Source organism: Roseomonas sp. E05, assembly GCF_030063475.1.
Lineage (GTDB): Bacteria > Pseudomonadota > Alphaproteobacteria > Acetobacterales > Acetobacteraceae > Pseudoroseomonas.
This window is the reverse complement of record NZ_JASIRT010000001.1, coordinates 246,618-269,575: the sequence shown is the minus strand read 5'-3', so window position 1 is coordinate 269,575 and position 22,958 is coordinate 246,618. Positions and strand designations below refer to the sequence as shown.

Annotated in this window: 24 protein-coding genes; 21 read left to right on the top strand and 3 right to left on the bottom strand. The window is 70.0% G+C overall.

Annotated elements, in window-relative coordinates; translation table 11 throughout:
* Nucleotides 1-45: 45 nt before the first annotated feature.
* Both QMO56_RS01330 and QMO56_RS01325 read left to right on the top strand, forming a co-directional pair.
* Nucleotides 46-1,689 (top strand): lysine--tRNA ligase, encoded by a 1,644-nt coding sequence (locus tag QMO56_RS01330; RefSeq protein ID WP_283523218.1) that lies wholly within the window; start codon nt 46-48, stop codon nt 1,687-1,689.
* The gene (locus tag QMO56_RS01325) at nt 1,686-3,611 is read left to right on the top strand and encodes a phosphatidylglycerol lysyltransferase domain-containing protein (RefSeq protein ID WP_283523217.1); all 1,926 of its coding nucleotides are present in this window, start codon (nt 1,686-1,688) and stop codon (nt 3,609-3,611) included. Before QMO56_RS01330 ends, QMO56_RS01325 begins: the two co-directional genes overlap by 4 nt.
* 4 nt (nt 3,612-3,615) lie before the next feature.
* On the opposite strand, the gene QMO56_RS01320 is transcribed toward QMO56_RS01325, so the two are convergent.
* Nucleotides 3,616-4,263 (bottom strand): helix-turn-helix transcriptional regulator, encoded by a 648-nt coding sequence (locus tag QMO56_RS01320; RefSeq protein ID WP_283523216.1) that lies wholly within the window; start codon nt 4,261-4,263, stop codon nt 3,616-3,618.
* A 121-nt stretch (nt 4,264-4,384) separates the two neighbouring features.
* Here QMO56_RS01320 and QMO56_RS01315 point away from each other — a divergent pair, with 121 nt between their 5' ends.
* The 12 genes from QMO56_RS01315 to terL all read left to right on the top strand — a co-directional run bounded on the left by QMO56_RS01315 (nt 4,385) and on the right by terL (nt 16,187).
* Nucleotides 4,385-4,825, top strand: a complete 441-nt coding sequence (locus tag QMO56_RS01315) for a hypothetical protein (RefSeq protein ID WP_283523215.1) — start codon at nt 4,385-4,387, stop codon at nt 4,823-4,825.
* Nucleotides 4,826-4,851: 26 nt separating this feature from the next.
* A complete protein-coding gene (locus QMO56_RS01310; protein WP_283523214.1) occupies nt 4,852-5,322 on the top strand; it encodes a hypothetical protein in 471 nt (156 codons plus the stop codon).
* A 118-nt stretch (nt 5,323-5,440) separates the two neighbouring features.
* Complete coding sequence (locus QMO56_RS01305) at nt 5,441-5,671, top strand: hypothetical protein (protein ID WP_283523213.1); 231 nt, start codon at nt 5,441-5,443, stop codon at nt 5,669-5,671.
* A 5-nt stretch (nt 5,672-5,676) separates the two neighbouring features.
* A complete protein-coding gene (locus QMO56_RS01300) occupies nt 5,677-7,104 on the top strand; it encodes a portal protein (RefSeq protein ID WP_283523212.1) in 1,428 nt (475 codons plus the stop codon).
* Between the two features lie 8 nt (nt 7,105-7,112).
* A complete protein-coding gene (locus tag QMO56_RS01295) occupies nt 7,113-7,844 on the top strand; it encodes a capsid assembly protein (RefSeq protein ID WP_283523211.1) in 732 nt (243 codons plus the stop codon).
* Nucleotides 7,845-8,012: 168 nt separating this feature from the next.
* A complete protein-coding gene (locus QMO56_RS01290) occupies nt 8,013-8,846 on the top strand; it encodes a phage capsid protein (RefSeq protein WP_283523210.1) in 834 nt (277 codons plus the stop codon).
* Between the two features lie 170 nt (nt 8,847-9,016).
* Nucleotides 9,017-9,586: a hypothetical protein gene (locus QMO56_RS01285; RefSeq protein ID WP_283523209.1), complete on the top strand. Its 570-nt coding sequence runs from the start codon at nt 9,017-9,019 to the stop codon at nt 9,584-9,586.
* A 3-nt stretch (nt 9,587-9,589) separates the two neighbouring features.
* On the top strand, nt 9,590-11,470 hold the full coding sequence (locus QMO56_RS01280) for a hypothetical protein (protein ID WP_283523208.1): 1,881 nt from the start codon (nt 9,590-9,592) through the stop codon (nt 11,468-11,470).
* Nucleotides 11,470-11,910, top strand: a complete 441-nt coding sequence (locus tag QMO56_RS01275; protein WP_283523207.1) for a hypothetical protein — start codon at nt 11,470-11,472, stop codon at nt 11,908-11,910. Before QMO56_RS01280 ends, QMO56_RS01275 begins: the two co-directional genes overlap by 1 nt.
* Nucleotides 11,911-12,051: 141 nt before the next feature.
* A complete protein-coding gene (locus tag QMO56_RS01270; RefSeq protein WP_283523205.1) occupies nt 12,052-14,391 on the top strand; it encodes a glycosyl hydrolase family 28-related protein in 2,340 nt (779 codons plus the stop codon).
* Nucleotides 14,392-14,443: 52 nt separating this feature from the next.
* A complete protein-coding gene (locus tag QMO56_RS01265) occupies nt 14,444-14,767 on the top strand; it encodes a hypothetical protein (RefSeq protein ID WP_283523204.1) in 324 nt (107 codons plus the stop codon).
* On the top strand, nt 14,748-16,187 hold the full coding sequence (gene terL / locus QMO56_RS01260) for a phage terminase large subunit (RefSeq protein ID WP_283523203.1): 1,440 nt from the start codon (nt 14,748-14,750) through the stop codon (nt 16,185-16,187). Before QMO56_RS01265 ends, terL begins: the two co-directional genes overlap by 20 nt.
* Nucleotides 16,188-16,477: 290 nt before the next feature.
* On the opposite strand, the gene QMO56_RS01255 is transcribed toward terL, so the two are convergent.
* The gene (locus QMO56_RS01255) at nt 16,478-16,702 is read right to left on the bottom strand and encodes a hypothetical protein (protein WP_283523441.1); all 225 of its coding nucleotides are present in this window, start codon (nt 16,700-16,702) and stop codon (nt 16,478-16,480) included.
* A 94-nt stretch (nt 16,703-16,796) separates the two neighbouring features.
* On the opposite strand from QMO56_RS01255, the gene QMO56_RS01250 reads away from it, so the two are divergent.
* From QMO56_RS01250 to QMO56_RS01240, 3 genes are read left to right on the top strand one after another with little or no spacing between them, the layout of a single operon-like run.
* Nucleotides 16,797-17,159 carry a hypothetical protein gene (locus QMO56_RS01250; protein ID WP_283523202.1) on the top strand — a complete coding sequence of 121 codons (363 nt, stop codon included), beginning with the start codon at nt 16,797-16,799 and terminating at the stop codon, nt 17,157-17,159.
* 28 nt (nt 17,160-17,187) lie between these two features.
* On the top strand, nt 17,188-17,643 hold the full coding sequence (locus tag QMO56_RS01245) for a cell wall hydrolase (protein WP_283523201.1): 456 nt from the start codon (nt 17,188-17,190) through the stop codon (nt 17,641-17,643).
* 11 nt (nt 17,644-17,654) lie between these two features.
* Nucleotides 17,655-18,011, top strand: a complete 357-nt coding sequence (locus QMO56_RS01240) for a DUF952 domain-containing protein (RefSeq protein WP_283523200.1) — start codon at nt 17,655-17,657, stop codon at nt 18,009-18,011.
* A gap of 140 nt (nt 18,012-18,151) precedes the next feature.
* Here QMO56_RS01240 and QMO56_RS01235 read toward each other — a convergent pair whose 3' ends face one another.
* Nucleotides 18,152-18,622, bottom strand: coding sequence for an MmcB family DNA repair protein (locus QMO56_RS01235; RefSeq protein WP_283523199.1), 471 nt, complete (start codon nt 18,620-18,622; stop codon nt 18,152-18,154).
* A 62-nt stretch (nt 18,623-18,684) separates the two neighbouring features.
* On the opposite strand from QMO56_RS01235, the gene QMO56_RS01230 reads away from it, so the two are divergent.
* The 4 genes from QMO56_RS01230 (at nt 18,685) to QMO56_RS01215 (ending at nt 22,908) form a co-directional block, all read left to right on the top strand.
* Complete coding sequence (locus QMO56_RS01230; protein ID WP_283523197.1) at nt 18,685-19,161, top strand: YcgN family cysteine cluster protein; 477 nt, start codon at nt 18,685-18,687, stop codon at nt 19,159-19,161.
* Nucleotides 19,158-19,505 (top strand): cupin domain-containing protein, encoded by a 348-nt coding sequence (locus tag QMO56_RS01225; RefSeq protein WP_283523196.1) that lies wholly within the window; start codon nt 19,158-19,160, stop codon nt 19,503-19,505. The genes QMO56_RS01230 and QMO56_RS01225 overlap by 4 nt, the downstream gene beginning before the upstream one ends.
* A gap of 123 nt (nt 19,506-19,628) precedes the next feature.
* The gene (locus QMO56_RS01220) at nt 19,629-22,166 is read left to right on the top strand and encodes a response regulator (protein ID WP_283523195.1); all 2,538 of its coding nucleotides are present in this window, start codon (nt 19,629-19,631) and stop codon (nt 22,164-22,166) included.
* A 16-nt stretch (nt 22,167-22,182) separates the two neighbouring features.
* Complete coding sequence (locus QMO56_RS01215) at nt 22,183-22,908, top strand: M48 family metallopeptidase (RefSeq protein WP_283523194.1); 726 nt, start codon at nt 22,183-22,185, stop codon at nt 22,906-22,908.
* Nucleotides 22,909-22,958: the final 50 nt, after the last annotated feature.

Sequence of the window (22,958 nt, the reverse complement as noted above, 5' to 3'; positions counted from 1 at the left end):
AGCAGCGCGTTGACCAGGCGCCCCGGCGCTGGCAAGGGGGCTGCCATGACCGCCGATCCATCCCTCCGTTCCGTCAAGGCCTGGCCCTTCGAGGAAGCCGCCAAGGTCGCCGATCGTATCGCGCAGGCCGGGAAAGCGGTGGCGCTGTTCGAGACGGGCTACGGGCCCTCGGGGCTGCCGCATATCGGCACCTTCGGCGAGGTGGCGCGCACCACCTGGGTGCGGAAGGCCTTCGAGCGGATGACGGGCCTGAAGGGCCGGCTGATCGCCTTCTCGGACGATATGGACGGGTTGCGGAAGGTGCCGGACAATGTTCCCAACGGGGAGATGCTGCGGCAGCATCTCGGCAAGTCGCTGACCGCCATCCCCGACCCCTTCGGCACGCATGAGAGCTTCGGGCACCACAACAACGCCCGGCTGCGCGCCTTCCTGGATGCCTTCGGCTTCGAGTACGAGTTCGCCTCGGCCACCGACTACTACCGGTCCGGCCGGTTCGACGCGGCGCTGCTGCGGATGCTGGCGGTGCATGAGGAGGTGCGGCAGGTGATCCTGCCGACGCTGGGGCCGGACCGCCGCGCCACCTACTCGCCCTTCCTGCCCGTGCATCCGCGCACCGGGGTGGTGATGCAGGTGCCGATGGAGGCGGTGCGGCCGCAGGACGGCACCGTGGTCTGGCGCGACCCGGAGACGGGGGAGCGCTTCGAGACGCCGGTGACGGGCGGCCATGTCAAGGCGCAGTGGAAGGCCGACTGGGCGATGCGCTGGTTCGCGCTCGGCGTCGATTACGAGATGTCGGGCAAGGACCTGATCGACAGCGTGCGGCTCTCCTCGCAGATCTGCCGGGTGCTGGGCAGCGAGCCGCCGGTGGGCTTCACCTATGAGCTGTTCCTCGACCAGGGCGGGCAGAAGATCTCGAAGTCCAAGGGGAACGGGCTGACCATCGAGGAGTGGCTGCGCTACGCGCCGCCGGAGAGCCTGGCCTATTTCATGTACCAGGCGCCGGGGCGGGCGAAGCGGCTCTATTTCGACGTGATCCCACGGGCGACCGACGAGTATCTCACCTTCCGCGAGAAGCTCCGCGCCAACCCCGATCCGGCCAACCCGGACTGGCACATCCATGGCGGCGAGGTGCCCAATACGCCGGAGCCGCCGCTGACCTTCGGCATGCTGATGAACCTCGCGACCGTCTCGGCGGCGGACACGCCGGAGCGGCTGTGGAAGTTCGTGCGCAACTACGCGCCGGAGGCCACGCCGGAGACCCAGCCGCTGCTGGGGCAACTCGTCGAGTATGCGGTGGCCTATTCGCACGACTTCATCCTGCCCGGGCTGACGCCGCGCGCGCCGGCGGCGGAGGAGCGGCCCTGCTTCCTCGCGCTGGCGGCGATGCTGCGGGAGCACCAGGGGGAGATCGAGGCCCTGCCGCACGGTCTGCCGCAGGCGGAACGCATCCAGACGCTGGTCTATGACGCGGGGCGGCGGGAACCCTTCATCCAGATCCAGAAGGACGGTTCGCCGGGGGTGGCGCGCGGCTGGTTCAACGCGCTCTACCAGGTGCTGGTGGGGGCCGATCAGGGGCCGCGCTTCGGTTCCCTGGCGGCGGCCTATGGCGTGCCGGAGACGATCCGGCTGATCGAGGAGGCGCTCGCCCGTCCGCCACAGGCGGCCGCGGCGGAGACGAGCCCGGCGTGAAGGGCCTGCTCGGCGCGCTGCGCCGGCACGGGCCCACCGTGTTCGGCCTGCTGCTGCTGGCCGGTGCGCTCTTCGTGGTGCAGCGCGAGGTGCGCCACCTCTCCATGGCCGAGATCCGCGAGGCGCTGGCGGCCATGCCGTCCAGCGCGCTCTGGATCGCGGGCGGCTGGACCGTGCTGGCCTATGGGGTGCTGACCATCTACGACCGGCTCGGCTCGGTCTATGCGGGGCGGCCGGTGAGCTATCTGCGCACCTCGCTGGCTTCCTTCTGCGCCTATACGCTGGCGCATAACCTGGGCTTCGCGGCGGTTTCCGGCGCGGCGGTGCGCTACCGCTTCTATGCCGCCTGGGGGCTGAGCCCAGGCGAGATCGCGAAGGTCATCGCCTTCACCAGCCTCACCTTCGGACTGGGCGGCATGGCGTTGGGCGGCATGGTGCTGATCTGGGAGCCTGAGGTGCTGCCCTGGGTGGCCGAGAACCTGCCGCACTGGGTGATGCGGGGGCTAGGGGCGACGCTGATCGGGGTGGTGGCAGGCTATATCCTGCTCTCGCGCTTCGTGCCGCATTTTACCCTTTTCGGCCACCGCATCGACCTGCCGGGCTTCCGCATGGCCTGCATGCAGACGGTGCTGGCGGGGGTGGATGTCGCGGTCACCGCGATGATCTTCTACGCCCTGCTGCCGGCGGCGGACGGGCTGACCTTCCCCCGCTTCGTCGGCATCTATTTGGCGGCCTATGCGGCGGGGCTGGCGGCCAATGTGCCGGGCGGGCTCGGCGTGTTCGACAGCGCGGTGCTGATCGGGCTGCAGCCCTATGCGCCGGCGCCGCAGGTGATCGGCGCGCTGCTGCTGTTCCGCTTCTTCTACTACATCATTCCCCTCTTCCTGGCGGGGGTGCTGTTCGCCGGCTTCGAATTGAACCAGCGACGGCATCTGCTGGGGCGGTTGGGCGCCGAGTCGCAGGTGACCGATGCGCTGGAGGGGCCGGCGCTTGCCGGGCTCTCGGGGCTGGCCGGGGTGGTGCTTCTGTTCATCGGCGCGCTGCCGGCGCGCGGCTCGCCGCTGGCGGAATGGGCAGGGGAATGGGCGGCGCTGGCCAGTCACTTCGCCGCCTCGCTGATCGGCTCGCTGTTGCTGGTGGTGGCCTATGGCATGGTGCGGCGGCTGCGCATCGCCTGGGTCTCGGGCATCCTGCTGCTGATGCTGGGCGGCATCGTGACGCTGCTGCGCGGGGAGCCATGGTTCGTGCCGGTCGGTTTCCTGTCGCTGGCGGGGCTGCTGGCCTGCCTCCGCACCGCCTTCTATCGTGACGCGCGGCTGACCGGCGAGCCGCTGACCGGCAGCACCCTGGTGCCGCTGGCGGCCAGCGTGGTGGCGGCGCTGATCCTGGCGCAGATTGCCTGGCGCGGGCCGGTGGCCAACAACCCCTGGTGGGCGGTGCCCTTCTCGGAGGAGGCGCCGCACACGCTGCGCTTCACCGTGGGGCTCTGCGGCGTGCTGATGCTGGTGGCGGTGTTGCGGCTGCTGCGGCCGGCGCGCATCCGGGTGCCGGCCTATGACCTCGCCACCCGGGCGCGGCTGGCGGCGCTGGGCGCGCGTACGCCACGCCAGGCGGATGGCGCCATCTTCGCGGAAGGAGGAAGCGGGGCCGGATTTGCCTTCGTCCGGCGCGACCGGGTGTGGATCGGCATCGGCGATCCCGCGGGGGACAATGACGCCCGCATCGCCGCGCTGTGGCGCTTCCGCGACCTGTGCGAGCGCAACGGCGTCGCCCATGCCTTCTGGCAGGTCGGGCCGGAACTGCTGCGGGCCTATGAGGATACCGGGCTGGCCGCGGTGCCGCTGGGCGACGGGCGCTTCCTGGTCTGCCGGGCGGAGGGCGACCCGCAGCGCCTGCTGGAGGAGCTGACGGCGGGGCGCTGACGGGCTATTGGCTGGCCCAGACGATCCGATGCATCCAGGTGATCTCCGACAGGTCGAAGCTGTAGTTCGGGTGCGCCGGGTTGAGGCTGGCCAGCTCGATCCGCCGGGCGGATTGGCGGATCAGCTCCTTCGCCATCACTTCGCCGCGGTTGGTGCGGGCCACCACGCGGTCTCCGCGCCGGACCGGCGAGTTGGGCGAGACGATGACCAGGTCCCCGTCGCGGAACACCGGCTCCATGCTGTCGCCCGAGATCTCCAGGGCATAGGCGTTGGGGTCGGTGAATTCAGGGGTGCTGATCTCGTCCCAGCCGCCGCCGACGGGATAGCCACCATCATCGAAGAAGCCCTCCCCGCCGGCCTGAGCCAGGCCGATCAGCGGAATGCGCCGGCCGGGCGGGATGCGGCCGGCGCTGTTGAGCGCCGGGGCGCCGCTGACCAGTGAGGCGAAGCTCTCCATGTCCGTGCCGGTCGCGGCCAGGATCTTGGCGATGCTCTCGGTCGAGGGCCAGCGCGCCCGGCCGTCGTTGCCGACGCGCTTGGAAGGGTTGAAGGCGGTGGGGTCCAGTCCCGCCTTGCGGGCGAGGCCGGAGGGCGACAGCCCGTGCTCGGCCGCCAGGGCATCCACCGCCCGCCAGATATCGTCATGACGCATGGGCCGATTATCCTAGGATGCAGGTCGGAAAGCAATAGGAAGATCATCACAAATAGGTGTTGACGCCTATAAATCGAATCGTAATGATTGGCGCTGCTGCAACCAAAAGGCGAATCCCCCGATGACTGCACTCCGCCGTTCCTCTGCCTCCCCCGTCCTCGCCAGCATGACCAAGATGGAGCCCTTCGGCAGCGCCGAAGAGGCGTGGTTCTGGACCATGGCGGCGCTGGTGGCGCGCCGCGAGGGCGCCCGCGTCGTCGCCGGTGCCGGCCGCGTCCAGCGACCCTGCGAACCGGACGACGTGGTGAAGTGCCTCGACCGGCTCTACCGGCAGCGGCGGATCGATCTGGTGCATGCCCGCATCATGCGCCTCTGGGGCGAGCGCGGCGCGGCGCCCGACCCTCGGCATGCCAGCGAGAAGGCCGACTGGCGCATCTGGAACGAGGCCATGCAGCGACTCGATTGGCCACTGCGCATGAAGGGGATCGTGGCGGGGCCGGTGATGCCGCTGCCCGCCGGCGGCGACGTGGTGGTGGCGCTGCAGGGGCGGGTTTCCGAGTGAGCGTATCGCGGCGATCGCAGGGCGCGGTGCCGCGCATCGCGCCGCGCCACGCGCTCGCGGAAGGCGAGCAGCAGGTCTGGATCGGCTTCGGTGGCCGGGCGGACCGGCTTTGGCTGCGGCTGCTGCGCCCGGGTTTCCGGCACTGCTTCGCGGTGCTGGGGGATGTACGCGGCTGGACGGTCGTGGAGCCGCTTTCGGGCCGCCTGCTGGTGGCGCGGCCCGAAGTGGGGCCGGATTTCGACCTGCCTGATTTCTACCGTCGCGCGGGTCTGGAGGTGCTGGGGCCCTTCCAGCCGGGGGCGCCCTTCTGTGGTGCGATGCCAGGAATCCTGCCCTATTCCTGTGTCTCCGTGTGCCGTGCGCTGCTCGGGGAAGGGGCGCCGCGCGCCCTGACGCCCCGCGGACTCTTCCGTCGGTTGCAGAAAATGGCGGTTATGGGAAAAAATTCCTTGACGGTGCCGATCGCGGCCGGTAAGAAGGTCCTCGTCAACGGGTGAGTTGCGCCCGCTGACCTCCTCCCGATCCCCACTGCGCGGGCCCGTCCGGACCATTCCGGACGGGCCCGCGGCTTTTTGGGGCGACCTTTCCGCTGAACCGCAAAGGAGCCGCACGCGCATGGGTGGCCTGTTCCGTGCCCCGAAGCCGGTGGTCGTGACCGCGACCGAGCCGGTCGCCTCCCCGCCCACCGGGCCGAGCCCCGACGCCGCCGAGCAGACCGCCCGGACGGCGAATCAGGACCGGTCTCGCCGCGGCCTCGCCGGCACCATCGCCACCTCGGCGCGTGGCGTGCTGGAGCCGCTGCCGCCGGGCCTCGCCGGGTCCCGCAAGACGCTGCTCGGGGAGTGAGGCGGATGACCCTTTCGCCCGAGACCATCCTGACCCGCCATGTCGCCGCGCAGGAGCGCCGCCGCCCGTGGGAAAGCGTGTGGCAGGAGTGCTACGACCATGTGCTGAACGGCACGCCCGGCAGCGGAGGCCCCGCGCTCTATGACGCGACCGCGCCGGATGCCGCCGAGCAGCTCGCCGCCAGTCTGCTGGCCGAGCTGACCCCGCCCTGGTCCCGCTGGTTTGGCCTGGCCCCGGCCCGGATGCTGGCCGACGGCCCGGAGGGCGCCGCCGCCGCTGAGGCGCTGGAGGCTGCGGCGGAGACGCTGCAGGGGCACCTGGACCGCTCGAACTTTGCGCTGGAGATGCACCAGGCGCTGCTCGACCTGGTGGTCGCCGGGACCGGCGTGCTGCTGGTCGAGGAGGCGCCGGCGGGCGGGCTCTCGGCGCTCCGCTTCACGGCCGTGCCGCTGCGCGAGGCGGTGCTGGAGGAGGGGCCGAGCGGCCGGCTGGACACCGTCTATCGCTGCGTGGCGCTCGATGCCGCGGCGATCCAGGCGCGCTATCCTGAGGCCGAGCTGCCGCCCGCGCTGCTGGGCGGCGGCGACGAGAGCGAGGCGCCGCGCCGCTACCGCGTCGTCGAGGCAGTGTGGCCGGAGCGGACGGGCAGCGGCTACCTCGCCGTGCTCGACCATGACGGGCAGGCGCTGCCGCTGGCTTTCGGGCGCTTCCTGGAGAGTCCCTTCATCGCCTTCCGCTGGATGAAGGTGCCGGGCGAGGTCTATGGCCGCGGCCCGGTGATGAAGGCGCTGCCGGACATCCGCACCGTCAACAAGGTGGTGGAGCTGGTGCTGAAGAACGCCTCCATCGCCGCGACCGGTATCTGGCAGGCGGAGGATGACGGGGTGCTGAACCCCGCTACGGTGCGGCTGGTGCCAGGCGCCATCATTCCAAAGGCGCCCGGCTCCTCCGGGCTGACGCCGCTTGCCGCACCCGGCAACTTCGATGTCTCGCAGCTGATGCTGGACGACCTGCGCGGGCGCATCCGCAGCGCCCTGCTGGCCGACCGGCTGACCGCGCCGAAGGATGCGCGGATGACTGCCACGGAAGTGCTGGAGCGCAGCGCCGAGACGGCGCGGCTGCTCGGCGCGACCTATGGCCGGCTGCAGGCCGAGCTGCTGACGCCGCTGATCGGCCGTTGCCTCAGCATCCTGCGGCGGCGCGGCGAGGTGCCGCCGCTGCTGCTGGACGGCCGCGAGGTGCGGCTGACCTACCAGTCCCCGCTGGCCCGTGTGCAGGGCCGCGCCGATGCGGCGAACACGCTGCTGTTCCTGCAGGCGGTGGCGGCACTGGGCCCGCAGGCGGCGGCGCAGCTCGACCTGGCCGCCGCCACCCGATACCTGGCCCGGACGCTCGCCGCGCCGGCCGGGATTCTGAACCCTGTCGAGGAGTGACGCTCCGCATGTCCGAGAACTTGCTTGAGGCCGCGATGGCGGAGGGCGCCGCGCCGGCGGCCGCCGAGGAGATCCCGGAGAAGTTCCGGGACCCGGAGAGCGGCGCGCTGCGCGTGGAGGCGCTGCTGCGCTCCTACCGCGAGCTGGAGAAGCGCCTCTCGCAGCGCTTTGCGCCGCCCGGCCCGGAGGCGCCGGAGGAGGAGCGGACCCGCTTCCGCCGCGCCATCGGCGTGCCGGACAGCCCCGAGGGCTATCAGGTGGAGCCGAAGCACGAGCTGTGCGGCCCCGACCCGGAGATCAACCAGCGCCTGCACGAGGCGGGCTTCACCTGCCACCAGGTGCAGCTCGTCTATGATCTCGCGGCCGAGCGACTGCTGCCGCTGATCGCCGAGGCGGCGGCCGACTACGAGGCGCAGAAGCAGGTGACGCGGCTGGCGCAGGAGTTCGGCGGCGAGGAGCAGTTCCGCCGGATCGCGCCGCAGATCGCCGCCTGGGGGCGCGCCAACCTGGCGCCGCCGGTCTTCGAGGCGCTCTCCACCACCGCCGAGGGCGTGCTGGCGCTGCATCGCATGATGGCGAAGAGCGAGCCGAGCCTGGCGCGCAGCGCAGAGCCCGCCGAATCGCTCGACGAGCAGGCGCTGCGCAAGATGATGCGCGACCCGCGCTACTGGCGCTCGCGCGAGCCGGAATACGTCAAGCGCGTGACCGACGGCTTCAAGCGCCTGTTCGGCCAGGGCTGACGCTTCGCCGGGGCCGTGCCGGCCCCGTCTTCCACCCGTTTTCCGCTGTGGCGCAACCCGCATTGCCGGGTGCCGCGGCGTGCCCGCCGCTCCGGCCCCGCGTGGCCAACCGGGGCGGCAGGCTGACCCCACCCCATTCTTTCTTCCGCCTCTCTGAAGGAAATCGGCATGTCCGCTTCCATCGACCAGGTCTTCACGAAGCAGTTCCAGTCCGAGGTGCATGACGCCTATCAGCGCCAGGGCAGCAAGCTGCGCCCGACGGTGCGCAGCAAGACCGGTGTGCGCGGCGCTTCCACCGTCTTCCCGATCGTCGGCCGTGGCATCGCGGCGGCGAAGGCGCGCAATGGCTCCGTGCCGGTGATGAACCTTTCGCATTCCAACGTGGAGTGCTTCCTGCAGGACTACTATGCCGGCGAGTGGATCGACCGGCTCGACGAGCTGAAGACCAATATCGACGAGCGCCAGGTGGTGGCGAGTGCCGGTGCCTATGCGCTGGGCCGCAAGACGGACGAGCTGATCATCGCCGCACTCGACACCGCGACCAATGAGGCGGTGGGCACCGCGCCCGGCACCGGTGATACCGATGGGCTGACCAAGGCGAAGGTGCTGATGGCCTTCGAGATGCTCGGCGGCGCCGATGTGCCGGATGACGGCAACCGCTTTGCCATCGTTGGCTGGAAGCAGTGGAGCGAGCTGCTGCAGATCGAGGAGTTCGCCAACGCACAGTATGTCGGCGACGACGACCTGCCCTGGAAGGGCACGCAGGTGAAGCGCTGGCTGGGGGCGACCTGGATGCCGCATTCCGGCCTGACCAAGAGCGGCAACCTGCGCTTCTGCTACTTCTACCACAAGACGGCGATCGGCCACGCCGTGGCGCAGGAAGTGGTGACCGACATCACCTGGCACGGCGACCGCGCGGCCTTCTTCGTCAACAACATGATGAGCCAGGGTGCGGTGATGATCGACGCGGCTGGCGTGGTGCGGATGCGCGCGGCCGAGTGACCGGCCGGGCCTGAGAAAGTGCGGGGGAAGGAATTCCCCCGCACCCCCATCTTTCTTTTGTCAGTTCCGGCGAAGGCTGTGAGCGCAGGCGGGAACTGACAGAAAAAAGATGGGGGCCTGGGGGAATTCCTTCCCCCAGCCTTCTTTCCAACCTCCGGGAGTTCCGACCGATGGCGCTGTCCGCCCTCGTCCTCTGCTCGCGCGCGTTGCTGAAGATCGGCGCACAGCCCATTGCCTCCTTCGACGAAGGCACCGCCGAGGCGGAAGTGGCAGCGCATCTCTATCCGCTGGTGTGTGATGCGCTGCTCTCCGCGCATCCCTGGTCCTTCGCCACCGGGCAGATGGTGCTGCCGCGCCTGCTGGAAACGCCGCATGCCGACTACGCCTATGCCTTCCAGCTGCCGCCGGACTTCCTGCGGGTGCTCTCTGCCGGGGATGGTGGCCGGGGTCGCGGGCTGGAGTACCGGCTGCACGAGAGCCGCCTCCATACCAATGCGCCGCAGGTGACGCTGACCTACCTGTTCCGGCCGACCGAGAGCAGCTTTCCCGCCTTCTTCGCCGCGGCGCTAGTGACGCGGCTGGCGGCCGAGTTCTGCATTCCGCTGACCGAGAGCTCCTCGCGCACGGAGATGCTGCACCGGCTGGCGGAGACGGAATTCCGCCGTGCGCGCAGCACCGACAGCCAGCAGAACACGGCACGCGCGATCGACGACTTCCCGCTGATTTCCGCGAGGGGATGAGACATGGCGGGCGACCGCAGCACCAAGACGAGCTTCACCGCGGGTGAGCTGAGCAGCGAACTGCTCGGCCGTGGCGATCTGCGCGCCTTCGAGAATGGCGCGCGGCGGTTGCGCAACGTGTTCATCCAGCCCACCGGCGGCGTGATGCGGCGGCCGGGGCTGCGGCACGTGGCGATGTTGCCTGGCGCCGCACGGCTGATCGCCTTCGAGTTCAACACCGAGCAGACCTATCTGCTGGTGCTGACTCATGAAAGGTTGCAGGTGTTCATGGGCGACACCGAGGTGGCCACTCTGGGCGCACCCTGGACTGCAGCGATGCTCGACCAGATCGCCCATACGCAGAGCGCCGACACGCTGCTGTTGATGCATCCCGAGATGCCGCCGCAACGGGTCACGCGCAGCAGCCACACCGCCTGGAGCATCGGGAACTGGCCCTGGGCGGCAGAACCCTTTTTCCGCTTCGCCGCGCCGGAGGTGACGCTGGCCACCAGTGGCACCAGCGGCAGTATCACGCTGACGGCCAGTGCTGCCTTCTTCCAGGCGAATCATGCCGGCGTGCGGCTGCGGCTGCGGGGCAAGCGGCTGCGGCTGACCGCGATCCTCTCCGGCACCAGCGCCATCGCCGAAATGGAGGAGGCGCTGACGGAGACCACGGCCAGCGCCGACTGGGACGAGGCGGCCTTCAGCCCGGTGCGCGGCTGGCCCGTCTGCGCCTGCTTCCATCAGGACCGCCTGGTGCTCGGCGGCTCGCGCGATCTGCCCAACCGACTCTGGCTCTCCCGCTCGGGCGACCTGTTCAATTTCGATCTCGGCACCGGCCTGGACGACCAGGCGATCGAGTTCGGCCTGCTCTCCGACCAGGTGAACGCGATCCGCGCCGTCTTTTCGGGGCGGCACCTGCAGGTTTTCACTTCGGGCGCTGAATGGATGGTGACGGGCGACCCGATGACGCCGGCCTCGATCCAGTTGCACCGGCAGACGCGGATCGGTTCGCCGGTCAACCGCATCATCCCGCCCGTGGATGTCGATGGCAGCACGATGTTCGTCGCACGGTCGGGGCAGGCGGTGCATGAATATGCCTATACCGACGTGCAACAGGCCTATCAGGCGAACGACCTGGCACTGGTGGCGCGGCATCTCGTGGCGGCGCCGGTCTCCATGGCTTATGACCAGACACGGCGGCTGCTGCACGTGGCCATGGCCGGCGGCTGGCTCGCCACGTTGACGCTCTACCGCGCTGAGCAGGTCACCGCCTGGACACGCCAGGATACCGACGGCGCCTTCCGGACGCTGGCGGAGATCGACGGCACCATCTGGTGCGTCATCGAGCGGGACGGTTCCCTGCGGTTGGAGCGCTTCGACGACGGCCTCGCCGTGGATGCCGGTCTGACCGGCGACAGCGCCACGGAGCGGACGCAGTGGAGCGGCCTCGGCCACCTTGCGGGCCGCAGCGTCCAGGTGGTGGCGGATGGCGCACCGCGTGGCAGCGCCGTCGTCACCAGCGGTGGCGTGAGCATCGATCCTGGTGCCTTCTCCGTGCAGGTCGGGCTTGGCTACAGCCATGTCATCGAGCCGCTGCCGCCGCAGATGATGAGCGCGGGCGGGTCGCGCAGCGGGCCGATCCGGCTGCTCTCCATCGGCTTCCGGATTCTGGAGACCGCTGCGCTGACGGTGGATCTGGGGCGCGGGTTGCAGACGGTGCCGTTCCGCCGGATGGATACGCCTTTGCTGGATGCCGCACCGCCACGCTTCACCGGCGATGTCACGCTACGCGCCTTCGGCTGGCGGCGTGACACCATGTTGCCGCTCTGGCGGATCGAAGGCGATACGCCGCTGCCACTCACGCTGCTTTCCGTCACCACCGAGACGAGGATGACCGACTGATGGCCCAGCTTGCCCCCATCGCCACGCTGATCGGCACGGGCGCCTCGCTGTATGGAACGGTGCGCCAGGGCCAGGCACAGGCCGCCCAGGCCAAGGCGCAGCAGCAGCAGCAGGCGGAGGCGCTCACCGCGCGCCAGCAGCAACTCGCCGCGCAGCAGGAGAGCGAGGCGCGTGCCCGAAAGGACCGGCTGGAGCGCACCGTCGCCTCCACGCGCGCTCGGCTGGCCGCCTCCGGCATCAGCCCCGACCAGGGATCGGCTGGCGCCATCACCGCCGGGCTGGAGCGCGACGCCGCCGAGGCCGCGGAGGACAGCAATGAGGCCTTCGCCGCCCGAATGGCGGCAGGCCGCTCCTCGCTGCTCAACAGCGACGGCTCGTTGACCACCTGGCTGCGCGCCGGCAACAGCTTCGGAGGTGCGCTGCGCTCGCTGCTGGACTAGCGCGGCTGCCGCGCGGCGGCGCAGGTCCGTCCATCCATCCAGGGCTGCGAGCATTTTCCGTGAATGCGAGGGACGGGAAATGCTCCGGCGCGCCCGCGGCCGCCCGGCCGTTCCGTTTCCCTTTCTGCATGAGAGATCAGCATGGCCGAGCATATCCGCATCGGCGACGTCGCGCCGCGTGTGCACTACGTGGCGGACGGCGCGCAGACCGTCTTCATCTATCCATTCCCGATCTTCGAGAGCGCTGATCTTGAGATCCGGCTGGATGGCCTGGTGCAGTACGAGGGCTTCACCGTCACCGGTGCCGGAGAGTCGGAGGGTGGCCGGGTGGTGTTCGCCGTGCCTCCTGCGGCAGGCCGCCAGCTGCTGATGCGGCGCGTGATGCTGATCGAGCGCGTCACGGATTTCCAGCCGAACGGCGTGCTGCGGGCCAAGACGCTGAACGATGAGATGGACCGCCAGGTCGCATCGCTGCAGGAGATGCGCGAGAACCTGACGGGGGCCATCCGCACTGATCCGGGCGACGCGCCCGCGACGCTGGTACTTCCCGGGCGCAATGGCCGCGCCAACCGGCTGCTCGGCTTTGACAGCCTCGGCAACGTCACTGCCGTGCCGCGCGATCCGGTGCTGCTCGCGCCCTTCGGGGGCGCCATTCCGCGCACCGTCGAGGACAAGCTGGCCGAGCGGCTCTCCGCCCGCGACTTCGGCGCCGCCGGCGACGGCGTCACCGACGACGGGCCGGCGTTGCAGGCGGCGATGAACGCCGCCGCCGCCGCCGGCAAGCACCTCGTCATCGGCGAGGGCACGCACCGTACCACGATTCCGCTGATGCTGCCCGGCGCTGCAGCGGGGCTGACGATGCGCGGCAGCATTCTCTATGCCGGCCCCGGTGGCGTGACGGCGCTGACCCTTGGCGACGGCGCCGCTGCGCGCAACCAGACGAAGCTCTACCAGGGGCTGCGGGTGCTGCGCGCCACCGTCACTGACTGGCTGGATGAGCGCGATATCGGCATTCTGTTGCGCAACCTTGACGCCTCCGTGGTCGAGATCCGGCAGGTGGAGGGCTTCACCATTGGCGCGCGGACCGAGGGCGTGGAACTCGGTTTCGAGGACAGCACCCTCTATCTCGGCCGCTTCGTGAACAACCGCATCGGCCTCGACGTGCACACCGCGACGGCGGCAGCTTGGAACAACTCGGTGCGCTACATCGGCGGCCACTTCGCCAACAGCGCCGCCACCAATCCCACGCGCGACCGCTTCGGTGTGCGCTTTTCCTGTGCGCCGGGGGCTTATCCGCGACACAATGCGCATTTCTTCACCGGACCGGCCTTCGAATTGCAACGGCAGGGCAGCCCGGGCACAGTGGCGGCGATTCCCTTCCTGCTGGAGGCGGGCGACGAACGCGGCATCATCGCCCGTGGCGTGCGGATGGAGCAATGCAGCCCCTATGTGGCCCGCCACGCCGGCGGTGCGAATGACTGCCTCTACGAGGTCGTCTATGTCGGCACCTACGCCTTCACCGGCGCCGACATCGAGTACACGGCCACGGCGACGCGGGCCGGCGGCACGGTCATTCCGCTGCACCAGGCCAGCGCGGCGCAGGGCACGCCGCGGCTTGTCGCGGCGGCGGAGAATGTGCGGCGCCGGGCCTTCCGACAGACCATCGACAGCACCGAGGGTGTCGGCTTCGAGCAGATGGCGGTGCTGTCCGGAAATCCCTCCGGGCCGCCGACCACGCTTACCGGCTTCGCCTTCGCGGGGCTGTCGCAGTTCACGTTGAATCCGGACAGCGTCGGCATCCCGACCAGCCGTGCCCTGGCCTTCATCGTGGATTGCAGCGTCTGCAAGGAATTCTTCATTGCCGCCGAAGGCTCCGAGCTGCGGCCGGTGGTCATGCAGTTCGATGCCAATGAGGTGGTGCTCGGTGCCACGAGTCCGGCATTGCTCTCCAACATGAACGCCGTCTGGGCGGACAGCCCGTCCTTCTTCTGGGAAGGCAACGCCGATCTCGACAGCCTGGTCGGCGGGCTGCCGATCAACCGCCTGCAGCGCGTCACGTTGCATGCCAATGCCCGCTTCGCGGCGATCGGTGTGCGCGGCGGCAGCGCCAACGCTGTGCTGAAGGCGCTGCGGCTCTACTGCTCGCCGCTGCATGCGCCGGCGCTGCTCTATGGCGGCAGCCGGAAGTGGGGGACGCGCGAGTATGGCGTGACCGATGCCGGCTGGGTGGTGCCCAGCCTCGCCGCCGGGGCCAGCACCGTACGCGACATCACGCTGCCCGGTGTGCGGCAGGGCGATTTCGTCCAGGCCAGCTTCGCCAAGAGCAGCGGCTACCAGAATGGCGGCGTTGTCTTTCATGCCGCTGTCGGCGGCACGGCGAGCGCTGACCAGGTGCGGGTCACGGCACAGAATGTGAGCGGCGGCAGCGTTGCCGTGGATGCCGGCACGCTCTACGTGCGCGCCGTGAAGCCGAGGGTCTGAGGATGGCCCTTCTGCTTCATGGAGGTTCGGGCGGTGCAGGAGCGGCGGCGCCATGAGCCGGGTGGACGTGGTCGCGATGGAGGACCTGCAACCTGCCATCCGGCATGTGATCGAGGACTACAACGCCTTTGTTGCACGCGGGCCGGCGCCCGGCGCGCATGACGATGCCAAGGCCTTCGCCGCGCATCACGCAGCGGCGAAGGCGGCCCTGGCACATCTGGAGCATCTGCTGAAGCTCGCCCGCGCCGCCGGCGCCGGTGAGGATGAGACCGGCCTCGCCCGGGCCGCCGCGCTGCTGCGCCAGGCGCGCGGCGCGCTGGCCGCGGAGTCCCCTACTGAGGAGGAGTGCGAAGCCGATGACGGACCGTCCGGCTGAACTGGCGGAATTCGTCTGGATCTGGAACAACCTGGCGGGGCAGGGCACGCCGGCCGTCCATCGCCGCATCCTGCGCTGGTTGGAGGCGCGGCGCGAAGCCGATGACCGACGCCTGCTGCTGATGGCTTTCCGCGGCTGCGGCAAGTCCACGCTGGTCGGGCTTTACTGCGCCTGGCTGCTGTTCCGCTGGCCGGAGACGCGCATCCTGGTGCTCGCAGCCGATCATCAACTCGCCGCCAAGATGGTCGGCACGGTGCGGCGCATCGTCGAGCGGCACCCGCTGTGCTGGCCACTGGTGCCTTCGTCGCCGGAGGCCTGGGCGGTGGACCGCTTCACCGTCAACCGGCAGGGCGCGCTGCGCGATCCGTCGGTGCTGGCGGCAGGGCTCGGCGGCAACATCACCGGCATGCGCGCCGACGTCATCATCTGCGACGACGTCGAGGTCGCCGGCAACTGCGACACGCCGGGCAAGCGCGCCGAGCTGCGCGAGCGGCTGGCGGAGACGGAGTTCATCCTGACGCCGGGCGGCACCATTCTCTATGTCGGCACGCCGCACTGCGCGGAAAGCCTTTATCTGCATCCGGATGAGGGCGAGGCCTATCTCGCCGGCTATAGCCGGTTGCGCATCCCGCTGCTGGACGGGGCCGGGCGCAGCGTCTGGCCGGAGCGCTTCCCGGCTGCGCTGGCGGCGCAGATGCGTGAGCGCGTCGGGCCGATCCATTTCGGGCGGCAGATGCTGCTGCGGCCGGTGGCGAGCGGCGCGGCGCGGCTCGATCCGGCGCAGATCATCCGCTACGAGGAGGAGACCGACTACCAGGAGGCGCAGGGGCGGCCGGTGCTGCGGCTGCTCGGGCGCCGGATGGTCTCGGGGGGCGGCTTCTGGGACCCGGCCTATGGCCGGCCCGGCTCGGGCGACGGCAGCGTGCTGGCCGCCACCTATGCCGATGCCGAGGGCAACCACTACCTGCACCGGCTGAGCTACCTGACGCATGAGCCGGGCGGCGCGGAGGACCCGGCGACGCAGCAATGCCAGAAGGTGGCACGCATCGCGCGCGAACTGCTGCTGCCGGTGCTGCGCGTGGAGACCAACGGCATCGGCCGCTTCCTGCCCGCCATCCTGCGACGGGAGCTGGCGCGCGCCGGCGTGCCCTGCGCGGTGGTCGAGCAGCACAGTCACCGGCCGAAGCAGGAGCGCATCCTGGCCGCGCTCGATCCGGTGCTGGCGGCGCGGCGGCTGCACGCGCATGCGCAGGTGTTCCGCACGCCCTTCCCGACGGAGATGGCGGAGTGGAAACCCGATACGCCAGGCACGCGGGACGACGCGCTGGACGCGCTGGCCGGCTGCCTGCTGGCCGAGCCCGTGCGGCTGCCTGGCGCGCCGCCGGCGCCGCGTGGCATCGGCTGGCGCGGGATCACCTAGAGCATTTTCCGTTCGCTCTGGCTCACGGAAAACGCTCTAAATGTTTGTTTTTGCTAGCATCTTCGCCCGTTCCGATGATACCATCGGAACGGGATCTGCTCTAGCGGCGCTCTCGCCGCCGAAATCCTATTGTTGGCCAAAGGAAGAAATAGTGGAAGCCGGCTCCCCCGGAAGAGCCGTCTCTCGCCTCAGGCGAGTTTCTGTCCCGGAATGTTCACTTTTTGTTGACTCTGCTGCGGCCCCTGTCTTACGCTCCGCTCGTCAACGGCCGAACTGCGTCCGCTGACCGCTCAGGCCGCGGGCCTGCTCCTCAGCACTTCTCGTTCATGCCGCGCCTCACCCTCCGGGGTGATGCGGAAACGGTCGTCTGCCTGCTGCACCGCCAGCCCCATCCCGGCCAGGCGATGCAGGCAGGGGCCATCCTTCAGCCCGTCCGGGCGACCGAGCGCGCCGCTCAGTTCCAGCCGATGCAGGGCGGAGCGGCAGCAGGTCTCAAGGTAGGGTTCGTTCCACATCATTCCATCGCAATCGTTTCCGGCCGGCGCCGGTGCCGCCCTCCCCAGGGTGGCGCCGGCGCCGTTGTCGTTCAAGAAGGCCGAGGAGGGCCGGATGAACCCGCTCGATCTGGAACCCCAGACGCTGGCCACTGCCGTGCAGGCGCCGATGTTGGGCGTACTGTTCTGGATGCTGCACGGGCTGCGGCGCGGCCTGCCCGACCGGCCGGTGGACTGCGCCGAGCCGCCGCGCGTCGAGAGCGACGCCCTGGCGCGCACGCGCGACGAACTCGCCGCCTTCAAGCTGGAGGTCGCCCGCACCTACGTTCCGCTCTCGCTGATCCGCGACGTGGACCAGCGGCTGAGCCGACAGCTGCTCCGCATCGAGGAGAAGCTGGACGCCGTGTCCCGCGCCTCGGCCGCCACCGCCGCGCTGCAGGCTGCCCGGCGCGGCCGCGATGCCGACGATCACCTCTGAACAACCCCCCCCCGAGAAAGACTGCCCCATGAGCCACCTTCCCCTGGCTGCCCCTGTCGCCGGCACTGGCCTTTCCGCGCAGGAGGTCCTGGCCATGACGCTCTGGGCCGAGGCCGGCACCCATTCCGTGCGCGCCATCGAGGCGCTGGCCGCCACCATCATGAACCGGGTGCGCCTGGCGGAGCGGGGCGGCGTGACGCATTGGGGGCGGGGGCTGGCGGCGATCTGCCGGGCGCCCTTCCAGTTCTCCTGCTGGAACCGCAACCATCTGCGGCACCTGCTGATGCAGTCCATCCCGCCCGGCGATCCGGCCATGGCCGTCTGCCGCCGCATAGCCGCCCGCGCCGCGGCCGGCGCGCTGACCGACCCGACCGGTGGCGCCACCCACGCGCATGATGCCGGCGAGCTGCCGCCCTGGGCCGTGGGCGAGGCGCCGCTGGCCGAGATCGGCGGGATGCTGTTCTACCGCCTCGCCGTCCGGTAAACCCTGGGCGCATGGAGCCCATCATCTACACCATGGTTCGTGACGTGGACTGGCGTGAGGCGCGCGCCGGCGGCGCCTATCGCGGCAGCGCGGAGGATGCGCGGGACGGCTTCCTGCACTTCTCCACCGCAGCGCAGTTGCGGGAGAGTGCCGCTAGGCATCGCGCCGGCCAGCGCGATCTCTGGCTGGTGGCGGCGGACGCCGCGGCGCTCGGCCCGGTGCTCCGCTGGGAGCCCGCCAGCGGCGGCAGGCGCCCGGGGCTCTTCCCGCATCTCTACGGGCCGCTGCCACTCGCGGCCGTGCGCTGGTCCATGCCGCTGCCCTTGCAGGCGGACGGTACGCATCTGTTCCCTGAAGAAATCCCCTGAGCGGCGGAAAAGCTCGGGGGACGGAATTTCCCCGAGCCCCCAGCCTTTTTCTGTCAGTCTGGCGCTCCGCTTCCCTTTGCGTAGGAAACTCGAAGAAAAAAGAAGGGGGTCTGGGGGAATTCATTTCCTCAGCCTTGCTTTCACTCCACCCGCAGCGCCGCCCGCAATTCGAGCGCCCCGGCGGGGTCGATCATCCCATGCAGGCGGCCGGCGGCGAGCCTGGCATAGCGCAGCAACAGGGACTTGCGCCGCGCCGGCGGCAGCCTGTGCTCCGCCGGATGCCGCAGCATCGCCGCATCCCCATCCTCCGCCACGATCAGCCCGGCTTCCTCCGGCAGCAACTCCTGCGGAAAATCCAGGTCCACGGCGAAGTAAAGCCGGTCGCACCATGCGCGGTACTCATGCCATTTATTGTCCGACTGGAAGTCGCGCGCGCAGCTCTTCACCTCGATCGCGGTGAAACCGCCATCCGGCTGCAGCGCCAGAATATCGAGGCGCCGGCCACTCGGCAGCGGTACTTCCAGCAGGGGCGCCCAACCCAGCCGGCCACACAGGCGGGAGGCGGCGCGGCAGACGCGCAGCGTGCGTTCAGGAGGTGAAAGCTCGGACATTGGGGCCCATGTTCGCTCTCCGTTCCCTCCCGCGTCAAGCCTCGAACGCCTAGAATAAGGCAATGGGCGCCGAACCTCCGTTCTGGAAGACCAAGCTGCTCGCCGCGATGACACGCGCCGAATGGGAGAGCCTGTGCGACGGCTGCGGCCGTTGCTGCCTGCACAAGCTGCGCGACGAGGACACGAACGAGCTGGCCTGGACCGAGGTGGCCTGCCGTCTGCTCGATGGGCAGAGCTGCCAATGCCGCGACTACCCCAATCGCCGTGCGCACGTCCCCGACTGCGTGAAGCTGACGCCGAAACGGCTGGCGAGGATCGATTGGCTGCCGCCGAGCTGCGCCTACCGCTTGGTCGCCGAAGGCCAGGACCTGCCCTGGTGGCATCCGCTGGTCTCCGGCCGGCCCCAGACTGTGCACGAGGCCGGTGCTTCGGTCCGCGGCCGCGTGGTGGCGGAACGCGAGGCCGGCGACCTTGAGGACCACATCGTCGAATGGCCGGGCGAATGGCCGGCAGCAGCGAAGGAGGAGCGCAAGCCATGAGCCAGTCCAGTCCCGGGCGCCCGGAGGCCATTGCGGAGCCGTTGCGCTGCCGCCCGCCCGCCACCGCCACCGTGCAGATCGACAATGCCGAAATGCGCGCGACACGCTGGGATTTCCCGCCCGGAGCGGAGACGGGCTGGCACCGGCATGGCTATCGCTATGTCGTGGTGCCGCTCTCGGCGGGGCGGATGCTGCTCGAGCTGCCCGGCGGTGCCACGGCAGAGGCGGAAATCAGCCCGGGCGCGTCCTATGAGCGGCCGCCCGGCGCCGAGCACAACGTGGTCAATGCCGGCAGCACGCCCTTCAGCTTCGTCGAGATCGAGCTGAAGGGCTTCCCCGGCTAGGATCCGGCGCGCCGCGCCTGTGGCGCGGCCAGGTTCGCCCTTTCGGTTCCCCTGGCAGGGGTGTAACCACCATGGCTAATAGGCGGGATTGGTTCATTGCGGGAAGCCTCAGGACTCATGCCGATGGATTTCGGACGGCTGCTCGATGCCGCGCCGCACCCCTACGTCGTCATGAATCCGCAGTTCGTGCTTGTCTGGGCCAACCGCGCCTATTTCGCCGTCACCGGGCGGCGCGCCGAGGATATCATCGGCCGCAACATGTTCGAGGCCTTTCCCAGCGGCCCGCATGATCCCGGCGGGGAGGGCATGCGGCAGCTCCGCCACTCGCTGAAGATAGTGGTGCAGACCCGTGCGCCGAACAGCATTGCGCACATCCGCTATGCCATCCCGATCAGCGGGCCGCAGGGCATTCGGTTCGAGGAGCGCTTCTGGAGCGCCACGCACGCGCCGATCCTCGACGAGACCGGCGAGGTGGCCTTCATCCTGCAGCAGACCGACGACATCACCGAGATGCAGCCCCTGCGGCGCCGCCCGGAGAGTGAGGGAGCGGCTGGGCTGGAAGAAAGCGTCTTCCGCCGCGCTCAGGCGGTCGAGGCGGTCAACCGCGCGCTGGACGCCGAGCGTGCGCATCTGCGCCGGCTGGTGGAGCAGGCGCCGGCCTTCGCAGCCTTCCTGCGTGGCCCGGAGCATGTGTTCGAAATCGCCAACGAGGCCTATTGCCAGCTTGTCGGGCGCGAGGATCTGCTCGGCAGGCCCGTGCGGGAGGCGCTGCCGGAACTCCAGGGGCAGCCCTTCTTCGGCATCCTGGATCGTGTCTTCGCGACCGGCGAGGTCTTCAGCGCCCGAAGCATGCCGGCGCGCCTGCGCCGCCATGCCGGCACGCCGGTCGGCGAGCTCTTCCTCGACTTCGTCTACCAGCCGATCCTCGATTCCGACGGTAGTGTCTCGGGCATCTTCGTGCTGGGCTACGACGTCACCGAGCAGAAGCGCGTTTCCGACGAGCTGGAGCGCTATAAGGATCAGCTCGAGGACATGGTGCGCGTTCGCACCCGGGCGCTGGAAGAGAGCGAGGCCGAACGTCGCCGCACCGAGGCCGCGCTCCGCCAGTCGCAGAAGATGGAGGCCATCGGCCAGCTCACCGGCGGCGTGGCGCATGACTTCAACAACCTGCTGCAGATCCTGAGCGGCAACCTGCAGATGCTGCAGCGGAGGATCGTGGCATCGGAGGACAAGCGCCGGCTGGAGGCTGCGCTGAACGCAGTGGACCGCGGCGCCAAGCTGGCCTCGCAGTTGCTCGCCTTCGCCCGGCGCCAGCCGCTGGAGCCGCGTGCCGTCAATCTCGGCCGGCTGGTGCGGGACATGGACGACCTGCTGCGCCGCGCGCTCGGCGAGGCGATCGAGCTGGAGACGGTGATCGCCGGCGGCCTGTGGAACACCCTGGCGGACCCCGACCAGGTGCAGAACGCGCTGCTCAACCTTGCGGTCAACGCGCGCGACGCGATGGACGGTTCGGGCCGGCTGACCATCGAGGCCGGCAACGCCATGCTGGACGAGATCTATGCCCTGCAGCACGAGGACGTGCAGCCCGGCCAGTACATCATGCTTGCCGTGTCGGACACCGGCTGCGGCATGGCGCCCGAGGTGCTGGAGAAGGTCTTCGAACCCTTCTTCACCACCAAGCGCGAGGGGCGCGGCACCGGCCTCGGCCTGTCGATGGTCTATGGCTTCGTCAAGCAGAGCCACGGGCACATCAAGATCTATTCCGAGATCGGGCAGGGGACCACGGTGCGCATCTACCTGCCGCGCACCCACAGCGCCGAGGAGACGGTTCCACAGCTTGCCATCCTGCCCGTCGAGGGCGGGCACGAAACCATCCTGGTGGTGGAGGATGACCCGGTGGTGCAGGCCACCGTCGTCGACCTGCTCACCGATCTCGGCTACACCGTGCTGCGCAACTCGGACGCGCAGAGCGCCCTGGATCTGGTGAAAAGCGGCGTCTCGATCGACCTTCTGTTCACCGATGTGGTGATGCCAGGGCCGGTGCGGGCGCCCGAGCTGGCGCGCCAGGTGCAGGCCTTGCAGCCGCATGCAGCGGTGCTCTTCACCTCCGGCTATACGGAGAACGCCATCGTGCATGGCGGCCGGCTCGACCCCGGGGTGAACCTGCTGTCCAAGCCCTACCGGCGTGAGGATCTCGCCCGCAAGGTGCGCCACACCCTGAACAATCGCCGCCAGGCCCTGGCCGCCGCCGCCGCCCCGCGGGTCCCGGCGCCCATCCGCCCACCGGCGGCCCCCGCCACCGGCGCCCGCGTGCTGCTGGTGGAGGATGATCCGCTGATCCTGATGGACAGCGAGGACATGCTGAGCAGCCTCGGTTACACCGTGATCAGCGCGCGTGATGCCCGTGGCGCCCTGCGCGAGCTGGAGCGCAACAGCTTCGAGGTGCTGTTCACCGATATCGGCCTGCCCGGCCAGTCCGGCGTCGAACTGGCGCAGCAGGCCCTGCAGCGCTGGCCCGGCCTGCGGGTCGTGTTCGCCTCCGGCTATGGCGCCCCGCAGCTGGCGGACGGCATGCCCGGGGCGCTGTTCCTGACCAAGCCCTATGGCCCCCGGGCGTTGACGGAGATCATGCGGCGCGCCGTGAACGGCACGGAGGCCTGACCGGCGGGGCCGCGGCATGACGCCACCGCCGGAAGCCACAGAGCGAATCCTGCTCCGCGCCACGCCGGGCACACCGTCGTTGCGCTGCCCTCTGCGCTGGCGCGTCTCCTCCCGGGCGCGGCAGGTTTCCCTGCGCATCGACCCCGTGCGGGGCGAGGCCGTGATCACCCTGCCGCACGGGGCCGGCCGGCGTATCGGCCTGGCCCTGCTGCGCCGCCATGCAGGCTGGGTGGCGGCCCGACTGCAGGCACTGCCACCGCCCCTGCGGTTCGCCCCCGGCGCGGCAGTGCCGGTCGGCGACATACCCCATCTCGTTCATCACGAGGCCGCCCATCCCGGTCCAGCCCTGCTGCGCGAAGGCCGCATCCTGGTGGGCGGCGCGGAGGAGGCACTGCCGCGGCGCGTCCTGGCGCTGCTGCGTGCCGAGGCTGCGCAGCGCATTGCTCCCCGCGCCTGGCGCCATGCCGCCAACCTCGGTGTCACGCCCCAGGCCATCCGGCTGAAGGACCCGCGCAGCCGCTGGGCGAGCTGCGCCGTGGATGGCACCCTGGCCTTCTCCTGGCGGCTGGTGATGGCGCCGCCCTGGGTGCTCGACTACGTGGTGGCGCATGAGGTGGCGCATCTCCGGGAGATGAACCACTCGCCCCGCTTCTGGGCCAATCTGGCCCGGCTCACGCCGCACCGCACGGCGGCGCATGGCTGGCTGCGGCAGCATGGTCCCCGCCTGCTGCGCGTCGGCTGACGGAAAAAAGGCTGGGGGAACGAATTCCCCCAGACCCCCATCTTTTTCTT

Coding starts and splice junctions, on each gene's coding strand:
- QMO56_RS01330 (WP_283523218.1), top strand. CDS start 46: ATGACCGCCGATCCATCCCTCCGTTCCGTCAAGGCCTGGCCCTTCGAG.
- QMO56_RS01255 (WP_283523441.1), bottom strand. CDS start 16,702: ATGTGGAACGAACCCTACCTTGAGACCTGCTGCCGCTCCGCCCTGCAT.
- QMO56_RS01295 (WP_283523211.1), top strand. CDS start 7,113: ATGTCCGAGAACTTGCTTGAGGCCGCGATGGCGGAGGGCGCCGCGCCG.
- QMO56_RS01230 (WP_283523197.1), top strand. CDS start 18,685: ATGGGCGCCGAACCTCCGTTCTGGAAGACCAAGCTGCTCGCCGCGATG.
- QMO56_RS01275 (WP_283523207.1), top strand. CDS start 11,470: ATGGCCCAGCTTGCCCCCATCGCCACGCTGATCGGCACGGGCGCCTCG.
- QMO56_RS01305 (WP_283523213.1), top strand. CDS start 5,441: ATGGGTGGCCTGTTCCGTGCCCCGAAGCCGGTGGTCGTGACCGCGACC.
- QMO56_RS01285 (WP_283523209.1), top strand. CDS start 9,017: ATGGCGCTGTCCGCCCTCGTCCTCTGCTCGCGCGCGTTGCTGAAGATC.
- QMO56_RS01280 (WP_283523208.1), top strand. CDS start 9,590: ATGGCGGGCGACCGCAGCACCAAGACGAGCTTCACCGCGGGTGAGCTG.
- QMO56_RS01215 (WP_283523194.1), top strand. CDS start 22,183: ATGACGCCACCGCCGGAAGCCACAGAGCGAATCCTGCTCCGCGCCACG.
- QMO56_RS01235 (WP_283523199.1), bottom strand. CDS start 18,622: ATGTCCGAGCTTTCACCTCCTGAACGCACGCTGCGCGTCTGCCGCGCC.
- QMO56_RS01320 (WP_283523216.1), bottom strand. CDS start 4,263: ATGCGTCATGACGATATCTGGCGGGCGGTGGATGCCCTGGCGGCCGAG.
- QMO56_RS01270 (WP_283523205.1), top strand. CDS start 12,052: ATGGCCGAGCATATCCGCATCGGCGACGTCGCGCCGCGTGTGCACTAC.
- QMO56_RS01290 (WP_283523210.1), top strand. CDS start 8,013: ATGTCCGCTTCCATCGACCAGGTCTTCACGAAGCAGTTCCAGTCCGAG.
- QMO56_RS01225 (WP_283523196.1), top strand. CDS start 19,158: ATGAGCCAGTCCAGTCCCGGGCGCCCGGAGGCCATTGCGGAGCCGTTG.
- QMO56_RS01250 (WP_283523202.1), top strand. CDS start 16,797: ATGAACCCGCTCGATCTGGAACCCCAGACGCTGGCCACTGCCGTGCAG.
- QMO56_RS01315 (WP_283523215.1), top strand. CDS start 4,385: ATGACTGCACTCCGCCGTTCCTCTGCCTCCCCCGTCCTCGCCAGCATG.
- QMO56_RS01220 (WP_283523195.1), top strand. CDS start 19,629: ATGGATTTCGGACGGCTGCTCGATGCCGCGCCGCACCCCTACGTCGTC.
- QMO56_RS01240 (WP_283523200.1), top strand. CDS start 17,655: ATGGAGCCCATCATCTACACCATGGTTCGTGACGTGGACTGGCGTGAG.
- QMO56_RS01300 (WP_283523212.1), top strand. CDS start 5,677: ATGACCCTTTCGCCCGAGACCATCCTGACCCGCCATGTCGCCGCGCAG.
- terL (WP_283523203.1), top strand. CDS start 14,748: ATGACGGACCGTCCGGCTGAACTGGCGGAATTCGTCTGGATCTGGAAC.
- QMO56_RS01265 (WP_283523204.1), top strand. CDS start 14,444: ATGAGCCGGGTGGACGTGGTCGCGATGGAGGACCTGCAACCTGCCATC.
- QMO56_RS01245 (WP_283523201.1), top strand. CDS start 17,188: ATGAGCCACCTTCCCCTGGCTGCCCCTGTCGCCGGCACTGGCCTTTCC.